The organism is Streptomyces sp. MK7 (genome assembly GCF_032658145.1).
Classification (GTDB): Bacteria; Actinomycetota; Actinomycetes; order Streptomycetales; family Streptomycetaceae; genus Streptomyces; species Streptomyces spiralis.
In genome coordinates, this window is record NZ_JAVACL010000061.1 from 14,725 (window position 1) to 31,345 (window position 16,621).

A 16,621-nucleotide genomic window follows, 5' to 3' on the forward strand; every position below is an offset into this window, starting at 1 on the left:
AGCATCGCAAGGCGGAGGAGGGCGTCATGGCGGAGCCATGGCAACCGACGACAACGCGGCGAGGCGCGGTGCCAGGGGCCGCGAGCCCGGCGTGATCCAAACGAAAGGCCCTAGCCGCAGCCGCAGGCCGACAACGCCGTCGCTGTCCTGTCCAGGGTCGACTGGGCCGCCTGGGGGTCGGTGGTGCCCTCGGCCATGAAGGCGAAGGCCAGGAGGTGGCCGTCCTGGTCGACGGCCGTGCCCGCCAGGGTGTTCACGCCGGTCAGTGTGCCCGTCTTGGCGCGTACGATCCCGGCCGCGCCGTCGGATGTGTAGCGGTCGGTCAGGGTGCCCGTGAAGCCGGCGACGGGAAGGCCGGTCAGGACCGGGCGGAGCTCGGGGTGGGCGGGGTCGGCGGCCTCGCGCAGCAGCGCGGTCAGCAGGTCGGCGGTGAGTTTGTCGTCGCGGTTCAAGCCGCTGCCGTCGTGGAACTCCGCGCCGTCCAGAGGCAGGCCGAGTGTCTTCAGCCGGGCGTCGATGGCCCGGGCGCCGCCGGCGAAGTCCGGGCGTCCGCCGGTCGCGGCGGCCGTCTGGCGGGCCAGGGCCTCGGCGATGTCGTTGTCGCTGTGGGTGAGCATGCGTTCGACCACGTCGGACAACGGGGGCGAGGAGACGGACGCGAGGGTCTGCGCGCGGCCGGTCGCCTTTGCGGAGCGGGGGTCGGTGGTACGGATGCCGTGGTCCTGGAGGAAGCGGCCGAAGGCGCGGGCGGCCGCGGCCGCCGGGTCGGCCTCGCGCGGGGCCGGGCCGCTGCCGGAGTCGTCGGTGCGGGCCTCGTCGGCCATCAGGGCGGTGACCGGGGCGAGGTTCTCGTTCACGCCGATGGGGTGCAGGTCCGGGCCGGCGTACAGGGACGTGTCGTAGGACAGCGTGACCTTGCCGAGCCCGCGTTTCTTCAGGGCGGCCGCCGTCGCGTCGGCGAGGGTGCGCAGGCTCGCCCAGCCGTGGGCGTCCGCGCGGGCGGTGAGGGTGGGGTCGCCGCCGCCGATCAGGACGAGGTTCCCGGCGGTGGGCTCCAGGGCGACGCGGGTGGTGAGGCGGTGGTCGGGGCCGAGGGCGGACAGAGCGGCGACCGCGGTGGCGATCTTGGTGGTGGAGGCCGGGGTGAGCGCCTCGCCGGCGTCACGGCCGTAGAGCCGCCGGCCGGTGGCGACGTCGACGACCACGGCGGAGTGGCGGGGGCCGAGGGCGGGGTCGCGCAGGAGCGGGTCGAGGACGGCGGCGAGGGCCGGTCCGCCGGCCGCCGACTTCACCAGGCTGCCGCCGCGGCCGAGGCCTACGAGCACGGGTGCGGCACTGGGCGCGGGCCTCGGTCCGTCGGCCGCCGCGTCGGACGTACCGGACGTATCGGAAGCACGGCCGTGATCTGTGCCACCCGCGCGCTCCAGGGCGACTGCCCGGTCCCGCTCGGCCGTACGCTGACCGGTGGAGTCCCAGGGACCGGCTGCGGTCACCACACCGGCGGCCAGTGCCAGCCCGGCGGTGGCGGCGCCCGCGGTGTACCGCCAGGTCGTCGGCCCGGCGGGCCGTGGCCGGGTGGCCCCCGTGAGCCGTGCGACCCGCGGTCCCACGGACCGCACGGCCCGGACCAGACCTGGTCGTGCGGCCCGCGCCAGCTGTGCCAGACGCGGCCTCGCGGCCCGCGCCAGGCCTGTCAGACGCGGTCTCGCGGCCCGCCAGCCCCTCAGCTCCGGCACGACCACCAGCCCCTTTCGCGATCACACACGTGCGTGAGGGACACTTAATCACCAGAACTATGTGCTGATCATGGAGGAGCCACCGGTGGAGTTCGACGTCACGATCGAGATCCCGAAGGGTTCGCGGAACAAGTACGAGGTGGACCACGAGACCGGTCGTATCCGCCTGGACCGTCGACTCTTCACTTCGACCAGCTACCCGGCCGACTACGGCTTCGTCGAGAACACCCTCGGCGAGGACGGCGACCCGCTGGACGCGCTGGTCATCCTGGACGAGCCGACGTTTCCCGGCTGCCTCATCAAGTGCCGCGCCATCGGCATGTTCCGGATGACGGACGAGGCCGGCGGCGACGACAAGCTGCTGTGCGTCCCGGCATCCGACCCGCGTGTGGAGCACCTGCGGGACATCCACCACGTGTCGGAGTTCGACCGCCTGGAGATCCAGCACTTCTTCGAGGTCTACAAGGACCTGGAGCCGGGCAAGTCGGTCGAGGGCGCCAACTGGGTCGGCCGCGCCGACGCCGAGGCGGAGATCGAGCGGTCCATCAAGCGTGCCCAGGAGCACGGCGGTCACTGACCGTACGCCCCGTACGACGCCCGCGGGCCGCGTCCACCCCTCGGGGGTGACGCGGCCCTTTGGCATGTGGGTGGGGGTGTCCGCGCATACTGTGGCTGACGGAAGGTGTCGTTCAGGGAGCGTTGCCCAGTGACGGATGCGGAGGACCGCAAGCCGCAGTCGGACGAGGCGCGGAGCGCGTTCAGGGCTCCTGCGGATTCGTCGGTGACACAGGCGACGCAGGTGATCCAGGTGCCGAAAGTGACTCCAGTGGCGCCAGTGGCACCCGTGGCCCCGGCGGCACCGGGCACGGACAGCGAGTCGTCCACGACGTCGGAGTTCGCCGTTCCCGAAGGGCTGGCCCTGCCCAGGGCCGGCAGCGAGTCGGACACCACCTCGGAGTTCGCGATCCCCGACGGCCTCAAGGCGCCCGAGCACACGGTCGCGGAGGCCGAGGGCTCCGCGTTCAGCCCGCCGAGCACCTACAGCGCCCGGCAGGCGCCGGCCGCCTTCACCCCGCCGAGCGGCATCCCGGCGGTCAGCCTGACCAAGGACATCCCCTGGCAGGACCGGATGCGCACGATGCTGCGCATGCCGGTGGCCGAGCGCCCGGCCCTGGAAACGGTCCCGAAGACGGAGGAGGAAGGCCCCGCCGTCCCACGCGTCCTCGACCTGACCCTGCGCATCGGCGAGCTGCTGCTCGCCGGCGGTGAGGGCGCGGAGGACGTGGAGACGGCGATGTTCGCGGTCTGCCGCTCCTACGGTCTGGACCGCTGCGAGCCGACGGTCACCTTCACCCTGCTGTCCATCTCCTACCAGCCGTCCCTGGTGGACGACCCCGTCTCGGCGTCGCGGACGGTACGGCGCCGGGGCACCGACTACACGCGCCTCGCGGCCGTCTTCCAGCTCGTCGACGACCTGAGCGACCCGGAGACCCATGTCTCCCTGGAGGAGGCCTACCGGCGGCTGGCGGAGATCCGCCGCAACCGGCACCCCTACCCCGGCTGGGCGCTGACCGGCGCCGCCGGGCTGCTCGCCGGCGCGGCCTCCGTTCTCGTCGGCGGCGATCTGATCGTGTTCGTCGCCGCCGCGTTCGGCGCGATGCTCGGCGACCGGCTCGCATGGCTGTGCGCGGGGCGCGGGCTGCCGGAGTTCTACCAGTTCACGGTGGCCGCGATGCCGCCGGCCGCGCTGGGCGTCGCGCTCACGGTGGCGCAAGTCGACGTGAAGGCGTCCGCGGTCATCACCGGTGGGCTGTTCGCGCTGCTGCCGGGGCGGGCGCTGGTGGCGGGCGTGCAGGACGGTCTGACCGGCTTCTACATCACCGCCTCCGCGCGCCTGCTGGAGGTCATGTACTTCTTCGTCGGCATCGTCACCGGCGTGCTGGTGGTGCTGTACTTCGGCGTGAAGCTGGGCGCCCAGCTCAATCCCGACGTGGCGCTGGGCGTCAACGAGCGGCCGGTGGTGCAGATCCTCGCGTCGATGCTGCTGTCGCTGACCTTCGCCGTGCTGCTCCAGCAGGAACGGTCCACCGTGCTGCTGGTGACGCTCAACGGCGGCGTCGCCTGGGTGGTCTACGGCGCGATGCACTACGTCGCCGACATCTCCCCCGTGGCATCGACGGCGGTCGCCGCGGGCCTGGTGGGCCTGTTCGGGCAGCTGCTGTCCCGCTACCGCTTCGCCTCCGCGCTGCCGTACACGACCGCCGCGATCGGTCCGCTGCTGCCGGGTTCGGCGACGTACTTCGGTCTGCTGTCGATCGCGCAGAACAACATCGACAAGGGACTCGTGTCGCTGGCCAAGGCGGTGTCGCTCGCCATGGCCATCGCGATCGGGGTGAACCTGGGGTCGGAGATCTCCCGGCTGTTCCTCAGGCTGCCGGGCGCCGGCAGCGCGGCCGGCCGCCGGGCCGCCAAGCGCACGAGGGGCTTCTGAGGGGCTTTCGAGGGGCTTCTGCGGCGGGAGCGCCGTCTACGGGGCGCGGTGGTAGCCGCCGTTGTCCGGGTACTGCGGGACCTGGGTCCGGCCGTGGTCGCCGCCCCGCTGATCGCCGTAGGGCTGCTGCTGATCGCCGTAGGGCTGCTGCGGGTACTGCCCGCCGTAGTGCTGCTGGTCGTAGCCGCCGCCGTACTGCCGCTGCTGCTCCTGCGGGGGGGCCTGGTCGCCGTACTGATACGGCGCCTCCTGGTACGGCGACTGCTGGTACGGCGCGTCCTGGTACGGCGGCTCGATGCGGCGCAGGCGGGTCGTGGCGTCGTCCATGACCGGCTGCTGCTGGTACGACTGCTGCTGATACGCCTGCTGCTCGTGCGGCTGCTGCCGCTCGTAGGGCTGCTGCCGTGCCGGGGCCTCCGGCGCCTTCTTCGCCTTGGAGCGGGCCCGCAGGAACTCGATGGCGATCGGGACCACCGACACGAGGACGATCAGGATGAGGATCGCCTCGATGTTGTCCTTGACGAAGGCGATGTTGCCCAGCCAGGAGCCGAGCAGGGTCACACCCGCGCCCCACAGAACGCCGCCGATCACGTTGAAGACCAGGAACGAGCGGTACCGCATGCCGCTGACGCCGGCGATGATCGGCGTGAACGTCCGCACGACGGGCACGAAGCGGGCCAGGACCAGGGACTTCGGGCCGTACTTCTCGAAGAACTCGTGCGCCTTGGTGACGTTCTCCTGTTTGAACAGGCGGGAGTCCGGGCGGTTGAAGAGCGAGGGACCGACCTTCTTGCCGAACATGTAGCCGGCCTGGTCGCCGAGGACCGCCGCGAGGCAGATCAGTGCGACGGCCGCCCACAGGGGAAAGTCCAGCTGGTGCGACGTGATCAGCAGGCCACAGGTGAACAGCAGGGAGTCACCCGGCAGGAAGAAGCCGATGAGCAGGCCGGACTCGGCGAAGACGACGAGGAGCAGACCCCAGATGCCGTAGGTGTCGAGGAGGTAGTTCGGATCGAGCCAGCTCGGGCCGAGGGCAAGCGTCGTCACGGTTCCGGGCTCCTGAGGGGTGAGGACGGACGGCGGCGGTTCGGCCTCCGTGGTTCTGCCGCACAAAGCTATCAACGGATGGTGTACGGCTCTGGTTCCACCGGTGCCGAGAGAGCCCGAGGCCCTGGCCCGGGAATGCCCCGGGCCAGGGAGTCCTACGCGGTGTGGCGGGCCGCGTTGGCGACGATCGCGTCCCGCATGTACGCGGCCAGGCCCGGCCGGATCTCCTCGTACGTCGCCGTGAAGCGCGGGTCGGAGACGTACATCTCGCCGAGGCAGGTGTGCATCTGGTGCGCGCATTCGTAGTACGACCGCGTGATGAACCGGCGGTGCTCCTCGGCGACGTCCATGGCCGCCTCGGAATCCGCGGGCACGCCCTGGGCGAGCAGGTTGCCCATGCGGTGGTGGATCGCGTTCATCTCGTCAGTGACGCGCTTCCAGTCCTCCTTGGTGTAGCCGGCCGTCCGCTGCTGCGACTGCCGGTATGCCTCGGTGTCGCCCCAGCGCTCCTCGACCTCGTCCGCGTACTGGTCGGGGTCGTGGTCCCCGAAGACCTCGAACTTCTCCTCCGGAGTGAGGTTGATCCCCATCTTGCGTGCCTCCATGGCGTGCTCCACGGCCGCGGCCATCTCCTGCAGCTTCTCGATCCGGGCGGTCAGCAGTTCGTGCTGGCGGCGCAGATGCGCGCGCGGGTCTGCTTTTCCGGTGGCCTGGTCGTCGAGCAGCGCCGCGACCTCCTCGAGCGGGAAGCCGAGCTCCCGGTAGAACAGGATCTGCTGCAGCCGGTCGAGGTCGGCGTCGTTGTAGCGCCGGTGGCCCGCGTGGCTGCGCTCGCCCGGGACGAGCAGGCCGATGTCGTCGTAGTGGTGCAGTGTGCGCACCGTCACTCCGGCGAAACCGGCGACCTGTCCCACGGTGTAGCTCACTTCCGCTCCCTTCTCGGTACGCACTCCACGGTCGGCCCTCACGTGACGTGAGGTGCAAGCCCGTTTCTCCCTCGGTCCTCCTCCGGATGTTGCGCCTGGTTCGCCCCCTTTGTCCGCCTATCGTGAGCCCGTGGCCCAGGACACCGCGCAGCAGGCTCCCGCCGTCCGGGCGGCGCCGTCGGCCCCGGCCCGCGTGCTGCTGCCGCTGATCCTGCCCGCGCTCGTCGTCGGTGTCGGCTCCAGCCTGCTGTATCTGCTGGTGAGCGGGGTGGCCGAGCGACTCCAGAGCGCGCTGTGGGGCGAGCTGCCGGACGCACTGGGCATCGGCCGCTACTCCGTGGTGTGGATGGTGGTCATGCTGACCGCGACCGGTGTCCTGGTGGGCCTGGTGGTGTGGAAGGCGCCGGGGCACGCGGGCCCCGACCCGGCCATGCTGGGCCTGTCGGCCGCCCCGCCGCCCCCGGCCGTGGTGCCGGGCCTGCTGCTGGCCACCATGCTGATGCTGGCGGGCGGTCCGAGCCTGGGCCCGGAGAACCCGGTCATCATGGCGAACGCGGGCCTGGCACTGTGGCTGGGCCGCAGGCTGCGGCCCGAGCTGCCGGGCTCGCTGTGGCCGGCGCTGGCCGAGGCGGCGACGATCGGCGCGCTGTTCGGTACGCCCGTCGCCGCCGCGCTGGTGCTCTCCGAGGTGCTGGCCGGGCGGCCGATGCAGGGCGCGCTGTGGGACAGTCTCTTCGCGCCGCTGGCCGCCGGCGCCGCGGGCGCCATGACCACCGGCCTGGTGGCCCGTCCCACGTTCGACCTGGGCCTGCCTCCCTTCGGGCCGCCCCGCTGGGGCGACGCCCTGGCGGTGCTGGTGATCGCCCCCGCGGGTGCGCTGCTCGGCCTCGCCGCCGTCCACGCCTTCCCGTACGTGCACCGGGCCTTCGCCCGGCTCCGGCACCCGATGCTCGCGCTCCCGGCCGGCGGCCTGGTCCTGGGCCTGCTGGGGGCGGTGGGCGGGCATCTGACGCTGTTCAAGGGGGTCTCGGAGGTCGCGGAGCTGGCGCGGCACCCGGAGGACCGGACGGCGGGGCAGTTCGCGGCGATGGCGGTGGTGAAGCTGGCCGCGCTGCTCGTCGCCGCGTCCTGCGGCTTCCGCGGCGGCCGGATCTTCCCGTCCGTCTTCATCGGGGCCGCGCTCGGCCTCACCGCCCACGCACTGGTGCCCGCCGTACCCCCCGCGCCGGCCGTGGCTGCGGGCGTGCTCGGCATGCTTCTGGCCATCACCCGGCAGGGCTGGGTGAGCCTGTTCACGGCCGCCGTCCTGGTCTCCTCGCCGACGGTCCTGTCCCTGCTGTGCCTCGCCTCGCTCCCAACCTGGCTGCTGGTGACCGGCCGACCGCAGATGCAGCTGCGGCCGGACGGGACGGTGGTGCGGTGACCGCCGGCCGTCCGGGCGGTGGACACGGCGTCAGCGGCTCAGCCGTGTGAACCTGCGCGCCGCCGGCGGAAGGAGCACCGCCGGCAGGGCGAGCGGCCGGCAAACGGCAGCACCCACGCGCCCGGCTCCCCGCCCGGCACCCCGCCCGGTCCGCCGGGCAGGTCCCGCACGGCCGTCGCCGTGTGCCGGCGTCCACGATCCCGTGGAATCGCCCGGCCCGGCCAACGCCTCCTGCGGTGGCCGACGAGTCGGCGTCACGCTCAGCAGCCATCTCCCGGATGCCGCGTCGCGGTCGCGTACGGGTTCTCCTGCCCCTCCGCCAGGACGCCGACGAACGGCTCGCCCTCGCCGGCGAAGGTGTAGGCGCCGTCGCGGATGCGGTCGATGAGACCTCGGGTCCACTGGGCGCCGGAGTCGGCGGAGTGCACCCAGAAGTTCATGATCTCGCCGATGTGCCCGAGTCGGCCGGGGCCGCCCTCCGGCGTGTAGTACTCGGTGACCGACTTGCGCCACTCCTCGATGCCGCGCACCCGCTCCTCGAGGAGTTCGAGGACCTCCTCCCGCTCCAGGTCGACCATGAAGCCGAGCGCGGCGGTGAGCGCGTCGGGCTTCTGGTCGTAGGCGGTGAGGTACTCGCGCAGCAGGGCGAAGTACTCCTTGGCGCCCTTCTCCGTGATCTCGTACTCGACCCTCGGCGGGCCGCCCGCTGTGGACGGCGCGATCTCGTGCGCGTGCAGCAGTCCCTGTTTCGCCATCTGCTTCAGGGCGTGGTAGATCGAGCCCGGCTTGGCGTTGGACCACTCGTGCGCGCCCCAGTACTCCAGGTCGCCTCGCACCTGGTAGCCGTGGGCGCGCCCGTGCCGGCGCACCGCGCCGAGCACGAGGAGACGGATCGCTGACATGCTGCCCAGGTTATTGCCCGCGGGTCCGCCGCCTCGTTCCGGACGTCAGAACGGGAACCCGCTCCGTCCGTGCTGTACCGAGATCCACTTCAGCGTGGTGAAGGCGTCCACCGTCGTCTCGCCGTTCAGGCGGCCGATGCCGGAGTGCTTCTCGCCGCCGAAGGGGACCAGCGGCTCGTCGTGGACGGTGCCGTCGTTCACATGGAACATGCCGGCGTCGATCTGCCGGGCGAAGGCGACACCGCGCTCGACGTCCGCCGTGTGCACGGCGCCGCTGAGCCCGTACGGGGTGTCGTTGACGATGCGGACCGCCTCCTCCTCGCCGTCGAAGGGGATGAGGAAGGCGACCGGCCCGAAGACCTCCTGGCGGAGCAGGGCGGAGCCGGCGGGCACGTCCGTGACGACGGAGGGCGAGACCAGGTTGCCGGAGGTGGTGCCGCGCACCAGGGCCGTGGCGCCCTCGGCGAGCGCCTGCTCGACGGCGGCCGACACGTCGTTCGCCTGGGTGGAGTTGATGAGCGGGCCGATGACGGTCCGCGGGTCGCGCGGGTCGCCGACCTTCAGTGACGTCACCTTGGTCACGAACTTCCGCGTGAACTCCTCGGCGACCGAGCGGTCCACCAGGACGCGGTTCGCCGCCATGCAGACCTGGCCCTGGTGGACGTACCGGCTGAAGACGGCCGCGTCGACCGCGTAGTCGAGGTCGGCGTCGTCCAGGACCACGATCGCGCTGTTGCCGCCCAGTTCGAGAACCGAGCGCTTGAAGTGCGCGGCGCAGACGGTGGCGACGTGCCGGCCGATCCGGTCGGAGCCGGTGAAGGAGATCACCTTGGGCACCGGGTGCTCCAGGAAGGCGTCGCCTATCTCCGCTATGTCCGTGACGACGACGTTGAGCACGCCGCCCGGCAGCCCCGCGTCCTCGAAGATCTTCGCGACCAGGGTGCCGCCGGCGATCGGGGTGTCCTGGTGCGGCTTGAGTACCACGGCGTTGCCGAGCGCCAGGGCCGGCGCGACCGACTTGACCGACAGCAAGAAGGGGAAGTTGAACGGGCTGATCACGCCCACCACCCCGACCGGAACGCGGTAGACCCGGTTCTCCTTGCCCTCGCCCGGCGAGGGAAGGATCTGCCCCTCCGGGCGCGGCGCCAGGTGGATCGACTCGCGCAGGAACTCCTTGACCAGGTGGATCTCGAAGCCGGCCTTGACGTGGGTGCCGCCCAGCTCGGCGATGATCACCTCGGTGATCTCCCGCTCGCGCTCCTCGACCAGCCGCAGCGCCTTCTCCAGGACCGCGCGGCGGGCATAGGGGTTGGTCGCGGCCCAATCCTTCTGGGCACGAGCGGCGCTCTTGTAGGCCTGGTCCACCTCGTCGGCCGTGGCGATGGTGATCGAGGCCAGCTTCTCGTCGTCGTACGGGTTGAAGTCGATGATGTCCCAGGAGCCGGTGCCCGGGCGCCACTCGCCGTCGATGTACTGCTGGGCCAGGTCGGTGAAGTAGGACGACATGTGATCCCTCGACTCCCGGGGCGCGCTCACTGATGCGACGTCATCGTACGTGCGAACGAGGCGAGTTGCCCGGGTACTCAAGAGAGCTGCAGCAGACCGCGCAGGAGGTCGCGGCTCTCGTCCGGTCCCGGACTGTCCTGCTGGAGTTCCTTCAGCGCCTTCTCGTACTGGGCGACGTCCTCGCGTTTGTCCAGGTAGAGGGCGCTGGTCAGCTGCTCCATGTAGACGACGTCCGACAGGTCGGACTCGGGGAAGCTGAGGATGGTGAAGGCGCCCGACTCGCCGGCGTGCCCGCCCAGGCTGAACGGCATGACCTGCAGCCGTACGTTGGACCGCTCGGAGATGTCGATGAGGTGCTGCAACTGGCCGCGCATCACTTCGCGGTCGCCGTACGGACGGCGCAGGGCCGCCTCGTCCAGGACGATGTGCAGCTCCGGGACGTTCTCGGAGACGAGGTGCTTCTGCCGCTCCAGGCGCAGCGCCACCCGCCGCTCCACATCGGCCTCGCTCGCGCCCTGCATGCCGCGCCGGACCACCGCGCGGGCGTACGCCTCGGTCTGCAGCAGGCCGTGCACGAACTGCACCTCGTAGACGCGGATCAGCGACGCCGCGCCCTCCAGACCCACATAGGTGGGGAACCAGCTGGGCAGGACGTCGGTGTAACTGTGCCACCAGCCCGCCACGTTGGCTTCCCTGGCGAGCGAGAGGAGCGAGGTGCGCTCCGCGTCGTCCGTGATGCCGTACAGGGTCAACAGGTCTTCCACATCGCGCGTTTTGAAGCTCACCCGGCCCAACTCCATCCGGCTGATCTTCGACTCCGAGGCGCGGATCGAGTACCCCGCCGCCTCACGCGTGATCCCCCGTGCCTCGCGCAGCCGCCTCAGTTGCGAGCCGAGCAGCATGCGCCGCACCACCGATCCGGGCTCTCCCGCGCTCACGTTCGCCAGCCTCCCCAACCGTCTTCAGGGGCCGCAGTCTGCCACTAAATCACTCCGAGCAGTACTCGTACGATTACGGAAACGGAAAGAGATCAAAGAAAACGCGCAGCCGAAGGCAAGAAGGAGGCATGCGGCGGACGAGAAGATGGCGGAAAAAATGGCCAGTAAGCGGTACGGGAGGGTCCAATTCGGCCCCGTGCACGTGCATCTGCCCTTGCATCTGCTGTGCGCATCCGAAACCATGGTCCCCGCGCCACCGCTGCATCGCCACGACCACAGCATCGCAACGACCGCGATTTCCCGGGAGTGCCTCGCATGGGGACGAATGGATCGACCATGCTCGAGCCGTTACGGCAGGGCCTTCCGCCGCTGGACCCCGCGGCCGTGTCCGACGCCGCCTCCTGTGCCCTTCCGGCCCGCTACGAGGCCGTGCGCGAGGCCAGACGCTTCACCCGGAGAACCCTCGACCAGTGGGAACTGGGCGACCGGTTCGACGACGTCTGCCTGGTGGTCTCCGAACTGGTCACCAACGCCCTGCGGCACGCGCTGCCGGCCGCGTCGGCCGCGCGCGGGTGCGAGCAGGGAACGTTCGGGCAGGGTTCGCCGGTGCGGCTGCACCTGATGCACTGGACCGAGCGGCTGGTGTGCGCCGTGCGCGACCCCAGCCAGGACAGCCCGGTGGCCCGCGACACGGACGACTTCTCCGCCGAGTCGGGCCGTGGCCTGTTCCTCGTCGACTCCTTCAGCGACAGTTGGGGCTGGCATCCGCTGGCAGGCACACTGGGCGGCAAGGTCGTCTGGGCGCTCTTCCGGCTCCAGCCCCACGACTGAGGAACCGCGGCGCCTTCCGCCGCCGCGGTTCTACGCGCGTTACTGGCCGTCGACCGACCGTGAACCGCGGGTCAGTCGTGCGAGTGACCGTGCGTCCGGCCGGCCGTCAGCGGGGCGCCAGCCCGCCGCCAGAGGGCCTCACCCTGCTATCAGATGGTCGAACTCGCCGTCCTTGACGCCCAGGAGCATCGCCTCGATCTCCGCGCGCGTATAGACGAGCGCCGGGCCGTCGGGAAAGCGCGAGTTCCGCACGGCCACGTCTCCGCCCGGCAGCCGCGCGAACTCCACGCAGGAGCCCTGCGAATTGCTGTGCCGGCTCTTCTGCCAGGCCACATCGCGCAGCAGCGTGGCCGCCATGCCGTTGTACACGTCGTACTCCTCGTACACGCCCTCAACGTCGTGGTCCACAGGTCGCTCCCCGGTGGTGCACTGGCTGGTGTGGCCATTGATGCATCGGTCAACTGAACCGGATCATAACCTTGTTCATGTGCACTTGCATGAGCAGATGCACGTGCACGCGGAGTGTTTCAGCGGTTACAGCTTTGACGAGCGCTTTACCGAACCTGTTTCAGCGCCTGCCCCGGAACCACCAGGGCATGCGCTCGCAGGTCCCCGTTCAAGATCTTCCCTGCCGCCGTCCGCGCGCGTTCGTCCGAATCGAATCTCTCGTGCACAGGAAAGGACGCAGACCGCGCCGTTCTTGTTCCAGTGTTCATGTGAGAGTCCGATGGACGGGAAGAACTCGCCGATGGGCGCTGTGACTCCTGGTAACTTGCTGCGGTGGTACGGCCGTGGCGCGGCCGGCCGGTTCCAGGTTGGGGGCTTGGGGTGACCACGGTGAACACTACGGCCAGGGCGGTGCGGATCGCGGCTGCCGGACTGCTCGGCGCGCTGGCGCTGACCGCGTGCGACAGCGGGTCGGGGTCCGGATCCGGGGCCTCCGCGACCCCCGGCGCGTCCTCGTCCGCGACCGACGACGACAGCGGCGGGACGAACGGCACGGGCGGTGGCAGCGGCGGTACGACGGCCGAGGACGGCGGACCGACCGGCAGCTGGCTCGCCACCACCGACGGCAAGGCGGTGGTCCTGATGGTCACCGGCGACGAGGTGGCGCTGTTCTCCACCGACCGGACCACGTGCACCGGAACCGCGAGCAGGGAGTCCGGCAAGGACGTGATCCACCTCCGCGACTGCAAGGCGCGGACGACGGGCACGGTGGACTCCGTCAACAAGACCACACTTCAGGTGACCTGGGAGGGTGGCCTCGGCAAGGAGACGTACACGCGGTCCGAGGGCGCGGCGCTACCCTCGGGGCTGCCCACGGCGAGCCTCGGCTCCTGACGTACGCGTAAGGCCGGTGGCGGGACGGGCAACCGTGCCGCCCGCTCGTACGTGATGATCCTTGAGCATCGTCACGACCCAAGGAACCAGCTCATGCGCGCCATTCCGATCACCGTCACCGCCCTCGCCGCGGCCCTCCTGCTCACCGCCTGCGACAGCGGCGGCGGCAGCGGCGGCAGCGGCAGCGACACCGGGAGCAAGAACACCGACTCCACCGCCTGCCGCATCGGCCAGGTCGGATTGCAGGTCGGCCCCGCCAACGCCGCGCCCGCCGCCGGGGACACCGGCAACGTACCGGTCACGCTCACCAACCAGGGCGCCCGCTGCACGCTGGACGGCTTCCCGGGCGTCACCCTGTCCGCGGGGAGCACCTCGGCGGCCGTGGCACAGGACAGGACGGGCACGCCGCGGAAGCTGACCCTGGCCAAGGGCGACACGGCCACCTTCACCCTGACCTACGTCCGGGGCAAGGAAGGCGACGGCAAGAGCCTGGCGGCGACCTCGCTGAGGATCGGCCTGCCCGGCGCGGCGGCCGAGCCCCGGAGCTTCACGTGGTCGTACGGGCCCGTACGGGGCAAGAAGACCGCGAGCGGCCCGGACGCATCGGTGACGGCCTTCCAGCAGGCCGGGGACTGAACCGTCCCGGGAGCCGGCGACTGAACCGTCCCGGGAGCCGGCGACTGAACCGTCCCGGGGGCCGGGGCGGCTGGGGAGAGGATTCAGCTCAGCGGGCGGCGCGGTTCCACTTGCGCCCGGTCCGCCGCCTGGGCGCCCTCCGTCCAGCCCGCCGCGTCGCTCACCCCGCGCAGACGGGTGGTCGTCGTCTCCGGGAACATGCGTTCCAGGCGGTCGGTGACCGCGACGTCCCGGGTCGCCAGGACGGGGAGGAGGTCCTCGGTCACCTGGGTCCTGGCGGCGGCCTCGAGCCGGGTGCCTATGTGGTGGGCGTAGGCGACGAGGAAGGACTGCCGGAAGGTCTTGGTCCGCTTGCGTCCGCCCGCTCGCTGCGCCGCCTCCGCCCCGGTCATCGCGGTCGTGGCCTGGACGAGCAGCGAGGTGTAGAGCAGCTCGACCGCCTCCAGGTCGCCCTCGAAGCCGACGACGGTGGAGAAGCCGAGGGCCTCGTTCCACACGGCGCGGCAGTGGTTCGCGGTGGCGACGGCGTCCAGCAGCACGGCCTTGGTCTGCTCGTACGGCGGCTCCACCCCGATCCGGCGGGCGCCGGGGGCGTCGGGGGACGGAGCGCGGGCGGCGAGCAGCGCCTCGTCGACGCTGTGCCGGGCCATCAGCTCCTGGGCCTTCGCGCTCAGCGCCTCGGCCTCCTCCGGGTAGCCGGTCGCCTCCGCCTTGGCGAGCAGCGCGCGGATCCGGCCCAGCATGCGCGACTCGCCGTCGCCGCGCCGGGCGGCGGGTGCGGGCCCCGTGGAGGCGTCCAGGCTCTCGAGCGTGGGCAGCCGCAGCAGCAGGCGGTACAGCTCCAGCACAGCGGTGGCGTAGGAGAAGCGGTCGGTGCGGGGCGGTTCCGCGCGCGTCAGCTCGTCCAGCTGGGCGGCCCAGCGCCGGCCGCGCGGGCGGTCGTCGGCGGACTGCGCGCGGATCAGCGCCGCCACGAGCCGTACGTGGACCTCGTCGAGCTCCCGGCGCACGATCCGTACGACATCGCCGGGCTGCCAGCCGCGCCGCCAGGCGGTCGCGACGAACTCCTGGCCGCGCCGGGCCAGTTCGGCGTCCGCGGCGGGGTCGGCCGCGAGCAGGGAGGCGCCCGTGTCGAGGGCGTCGTCATGGCCGGCGCTCGCGTTGGCGGAGTACAGGGCGGCCGTGAAGGCGCGCTCGACGGTGCTGGACGTGCTCACACGTCGATCGTGCCATGGAGGGCGCGCGAGTCTGTCCACACCCTGTGGACAGTGGGCGGCCGAGGGCCCGGCGTCGGACTCCCGGCGCCCGGCCACGCCGTACGCACCCGTCCCGCCCCCGCCCCCGAAATTCGCTCGCCCCCGGCGTCGGCGGCCCCAAGCATGGCAGGCATGGTCGACACGTCTCTCTACGCGGCGTTCCTCGTGGCCGCCTTCGTCCTCTGCGTCACACCGGGCCCCGACATGATGTTCATCGTGGCGGTGGGCGGCCGCGGCGGCCCCGCGACCGGGGTGCTGGCCGCGCTGGGTGTGGCCTGCGCGACGTTCGTGCACACGGTGGCCGCCGCGCTCGGTCTCTCCGCGCTGTTCACGGCACTGCCGACGCTGTACCACGCCCTGCGCTGGGCGGGCGCCGCCTACCTGCTGTACCTCGCGGTCAAGGCGTTCCGGAGCCGCGGGGGCCCGGTCTGGGCGGACGGGACGAGCGGCTCGGGGCGGCGGCGGGCCTTTTGGCGGGGAGCCGTCACCAACCTGCTCAATCCGAAGGTGATTCTCTTCAACGCCTCCTTCCTGCCGCAGTTCGTGAGCCCCGAACTGGGCCATGTGCGCGAGCAGTTCCTGCTCCTGGGGACCACGATCACGGTGATGGGCCTCCTGGTGGACGGCTCGGTCGGCCTGCTCTCCGGGAAGCTCTCCGCACTGCTGCGGCGCAGCCGCCGGGTGGCGCGGGGACTGGACATCTTCAGCGGGACGGTGTTCGCGGGGCTGGCGGTGCGGCTCGCGGCGGTGCCCAAGTAGGAGCTCGCCACCTGATCGTCAACTCCGGGTTGACACCCCTCGGGCGTCAACCTACGGTTGACACATGGAGACGAACCCCACCACGGCATCGATCCGCCTCGACGACCTCATCGCGGCCATCAAGAAAGTCCACACCGAACCCCTGGACCAGCTCCAGGACGCGGTCATCGCCGCCGATCACCTGGGTGACGTGGCCGACCACCTCATCGGCCACTTCGTGGACCAGGCACGGCGCTCCGGTGCCTCCTGGACCGACATCGGCAAGAGCATGGGCGTCACCCGGCAGGCGGCGCAGAAACGCTTCGTGCCGAAGGAGTCGACCGATCTCGACCCCAGCCAGGGCTTCAGCCGCTACACCGTGCGGGCCCGGAACGTGGTCGTCTCCGCGCACAGCAAGGCGAAGGCCGCCCGCGGCGCCGAGGGCCTGCCCGAGCACCTCGTCCTCGGCCTGCTCGCCGAGCCGGAGGCCCTCGCCGCGAAGGCGATCACCTCGCAGGGCGTCTCACTCGGCGCCGTCGAAGAGGCCGCCACCGCCGCGCTTCCGCCCGCCGCCGACGACGCGCCCGAGCTCGTCCCGTACGGCTCCGACGCCAAGAAGGTCCTGGAACTCACCTTCCGCGAGGCCCTCCGCCTCGGCCACAACTACATCGGCACCGAGCACATCCTGCTGGCCCTGCTGGAGCATGAGAACGGCCACGGCGTCCTCAGCGGCCTCGGCATCGACAAGGCCACGACCGAGCGGTACATCGCGGAGGCGATCGAGGAGCTGATCGAGCAGAAGGAGGAGCTCGACCAGCCGCAGGACTGAAACCGCAGGCCGGAGGGCCGT

Annotated in this window: 16 protein-coding genes; 8 read left to right on the plus strand and 8 right to left on the minus strand. The window is 71.5% G+C overall.

Translation table 11 applies throughout. The features are described from left to right. Positions 1-110 precede the first annotated feature (110 nt). On the minus strand, positions 111-1,742 hold the full coding sequence (dacB, locus tag R2S09_RS36270) for a D-alanyl-D-alanine carboxypeptidase/D-alanyl-D-alanine-endopeptidase (RefSeq protein WP_306188647.1): 1,632 nt from the start codon (positions 1,740-1,742) through the stop codon (positions 111-113). Positions 1,743-1,821: 79 nt separating this feature from the next. Here dacB and R2S09_RS36275 point away from each other — a divergent pair, with 79 nt between their 5' ends. Next, a complete protein-coding gene (locus tag R2S09_RS36275; RefSeq protein WP_030177342.1) occupies positions 1,822-2,313 on the plus strand; it encodes an inorganic diphosphatase in 492 nt (163 codons plus the stop codon). Positions 2,314-2,442: 129 nt separating this feature from the next. Continuing rightward, positions 2,443-4,227 carry a threonine/serine exporter ThrE family protein gene (locus R2S09_RS36280; RefSeq protein ID WP_306188650.1) on the plus strand — a complete coding sequence of 595 codons (1,785 nt, stop codon included), beginning with the start codon at positions 2,443-2,445 and terminating at the stop codon, positions 4,225-4,227. Between the two features lie 36 nt (positions 4,228-4,263). Here R2S09_RS36280 and R2S09_RS36285 read toward each other — a convergent pair whose 3' ends face one another. Both R2S09_RS36285 and R2S09_RS36290 read right to left on the minus strand, forming a co-directional pair. Next, complete coding sequence (locus R2S09_RS36285; RefSeq protein WP_316745485.1) at positions 4,264-5,274, minus strand: VTT domain-containing protein; 1,011 nt, start codon at positions 5,272-5,274, stop codon at positions 4,264-4,266. A 155-nt stretch (positions 5,275-5,429) separates the two neighbouring features. Next, positions 5,430-6,200: a MerR family transcriptional regulator gene (locus R2S09_RS36290; RefSeq protein WP_306188653.1), complete on the minus strand. Its 771-nt coding sequence runs from the start codon at positions 6,198-6,200 to the stop codon at positions 5,430-5,432. A gap of 130 nt (positions 6,201-6,330) precedes the next feature. On the opposite strand from R2S09_RS36290, the gene R2S09_RS36295 reads away from it, so the two are divergent. Then, positions 6,331-7,623: an ion channel protein gene (locus R2S09_RS36295; protein ID WP_316745486.1), complete on the plus strand. Its 1,293-nt coding sequence runs from the start codon at positions 6,331-6,333 to the stop codon at positions 7,621-7,623. Positions 7,624-7,883: 260 nt separating this feature from the next. On the opposite strand, the gene R2S09_RS36300 is transcribed toward R2S09_RS36295, so the two are convergent. The 3 genes from R2S09_RS36300 to R2S09_RS36310 form a co-directional block, all read right to left on the minus strand. After that, positions 7,884-8,525, minus strand: coding sequence for a PadR family transcriptional regulator (locus R2S09_RS36300; RefSeq protein ID WP_306188655.1), 642 nt, complete (start codon positions 8,523-8,525; stop codon positions 7,884-7,886). 45 nt (positions 8,526-8,570) lie between these two features. Continuing rightward, positions 8,571-10,031, minus strand: a complete 1,461-nt coding sequence (locus R2S09_RS36305; protein WP_316745487.1) for an aldehyde dehydrogenase family protein — start codon at positions 10,029-10,031, stop codon at positions 8,571-8,573. A gap of 77 nt (positions 10,032-10,108) precedes the next feature. Next, a complete protein-coding gene (locus R2S09_RS36310; protein WP_306188846.1) occupies positions 10,109-10,933 on the minus strand; it encodes a helix-turn-helix transcriptional regulator in 825 nt (274 codons plus the stop codon). Between the two features lie 372 nt (positions 10,934-11,305). Between R2S09_RS36310 and R2S09_RS36315 the strand changes: the two genes are divergently transcribed. Continuing rightward, positions 11,306-11,800 carry an ATP-binding protein gene (locus R2S09_RS36315; RefSeq protein ID WP_316745488.1) on the plus strand — a complete coding sequence of 165 codons (495 nt, stop codon included), beginning with the start codon at positions 11,306-11,308 and terminating at the stop codon, positions 11,798-11,800. Between the two features lie 138 nt (positions 11,801-11,938). Here the strand turns inward: R2S09_RS36315 and R2S09_RS36320 are convergent, their stop codons facing one another. After that, positions 11,939-12,208, minus strand: coding sequence for a DUF397 domain-containing protein (locus R2S09_RS36320; protein ID WP_306188659.1), 270 nt, complete (start codon positions 12,206-12,208; stop codon positions 11,939-11,941). Positions 12,209-12,628: 420 nt separating this feature from the next. Between R2S09_RS36320 and R2S09_RS36325 the strand changes: the two genes are divergently transcribed. Together R2S09_RS36325 and R2S09_RS36330 are read left to right on the plus strand one after the other, a co-directional pair. Further along, complete coding sequence (locus tag R2S09_RS36325) at positions 12,629-13,141, plus strand: hypothetical protein (protein WP_316745489.1); 513 nt, start codon at positions 12,629-12,631, stop codon at positions 13,139-13,141. A gap of 93 nt (positions 13,142-13,234) precedes the next feature. After that, positions 13,235-13,777 carry a DUF4232 domain-containing protein gene (locus tag R2S09_RS36330; protein WP_306188662.1) on the plus strand — a complete coding sequence of 181 codons (543 nt, stop codon included), beginning with the start codon at positions 13,235-13,237 and terminating at the stop codon, positions 13,775-13,777. A gap of 83 nt (positions 13,778-13,860) precedes the next feature. Here R2S09_RS36330 and R2S09_RS36335 read toward each other — a convergent pair whose 3' ends face one another. Continuing rightward, positions 13,861-14,994, minus strand: a complete 1,134-nt coding sequence (locus R2S09_RS36335; RefSeq protein WP_316745490.1) for a DUF2786 domain-containing protein — start codon at positions 14,992-14,994, stop codon at positions 13,861-13,863. Positions 14,995-15,165: 171 nt separating this feature from the next. Here R2S09_RS36335 and R2S09_RS36340 point away from each other — a divergent pair, with 171 nt between their 5' ends. Further along, positions 15,166-15,792, plus strand: a complete 627-nt coding sequence (locus tag R2S09_RS36340) for a LysE family translocator (RefSeq protein WP_316745491.1) — start codon at positions 15,166-15,168, stop codon at positions 15,790-15,792. A gap of 64 nt (positions 15,793-15,856) precedes the next feature. After that, entirely contained in the window at positions 15,857-16,600 is a 744-nt protein-coding gene (locus tag R2S09_RS36345) for a Clp protease N-terminal domain-containing protein (protein ID WP_306188668.1), read from the plus strand. The last annotated feature ends 21 nt before the right edge of the window (positions 16,601-16,621 follow it).

What these genes read in the sequence shown, in the direction of transcription:
- R2S09_RS36300 (WP_306188655.1), bottom strand. Translation starts at nt 8,525, where the DNA reads ATGTCAGCGATCCGTCTCCTCGTGCTCGGCGCGGTGCGCCGGCACGGG.
- R2S09_RS36305 (WP_316745487.1), bottom strand. Translation starts at nt 10,031, where the DNA reads ATGTCGTCCTACTTCACCGACCTGGCCCAGCAGTACATCGACGGCGAG.
- R2S09_RS36310 (WP_306188846.1), bottom strand. Translation starts at nt 10,933, where the DNA reads ATGCTGCTCGGCTCGCAACTGAGGCGGCTGCGCGAGGCACGGGGGATC.
- R2S09_RS36315 (WP_316745488.1), top strand. Translation starts at nt 11,306, where the DNA reads ATGCTCGAGCCGTTACGGCAGGGCCTTCCGCCGCTGGACCCCGCGGCC.
- R2S09_RS36330 (WP_306188662.1), top strand. Translation starts at nt 13,235, where the DNA reads ATGCGCGCCATTCCGATCACCGTCACCGCCCTCGCCGCGGCCCTCCTG.
- R2S09_RS36340 (WP_316745491.1), top strand. Translation starts at nt 15,166, where the DNA reads ATGGTCGACACGTCTCTCTACGCGGCGTTCCTCGTGGCCGCCTTCGTC.
- R2S09_RS36345 (WP_306188668.1), top strand. Translation starts at nt 15,857, where the DNA reads ATGGAGACGAACCCCACCACGGCATCGATCCGCCTCGACGACCTCATC.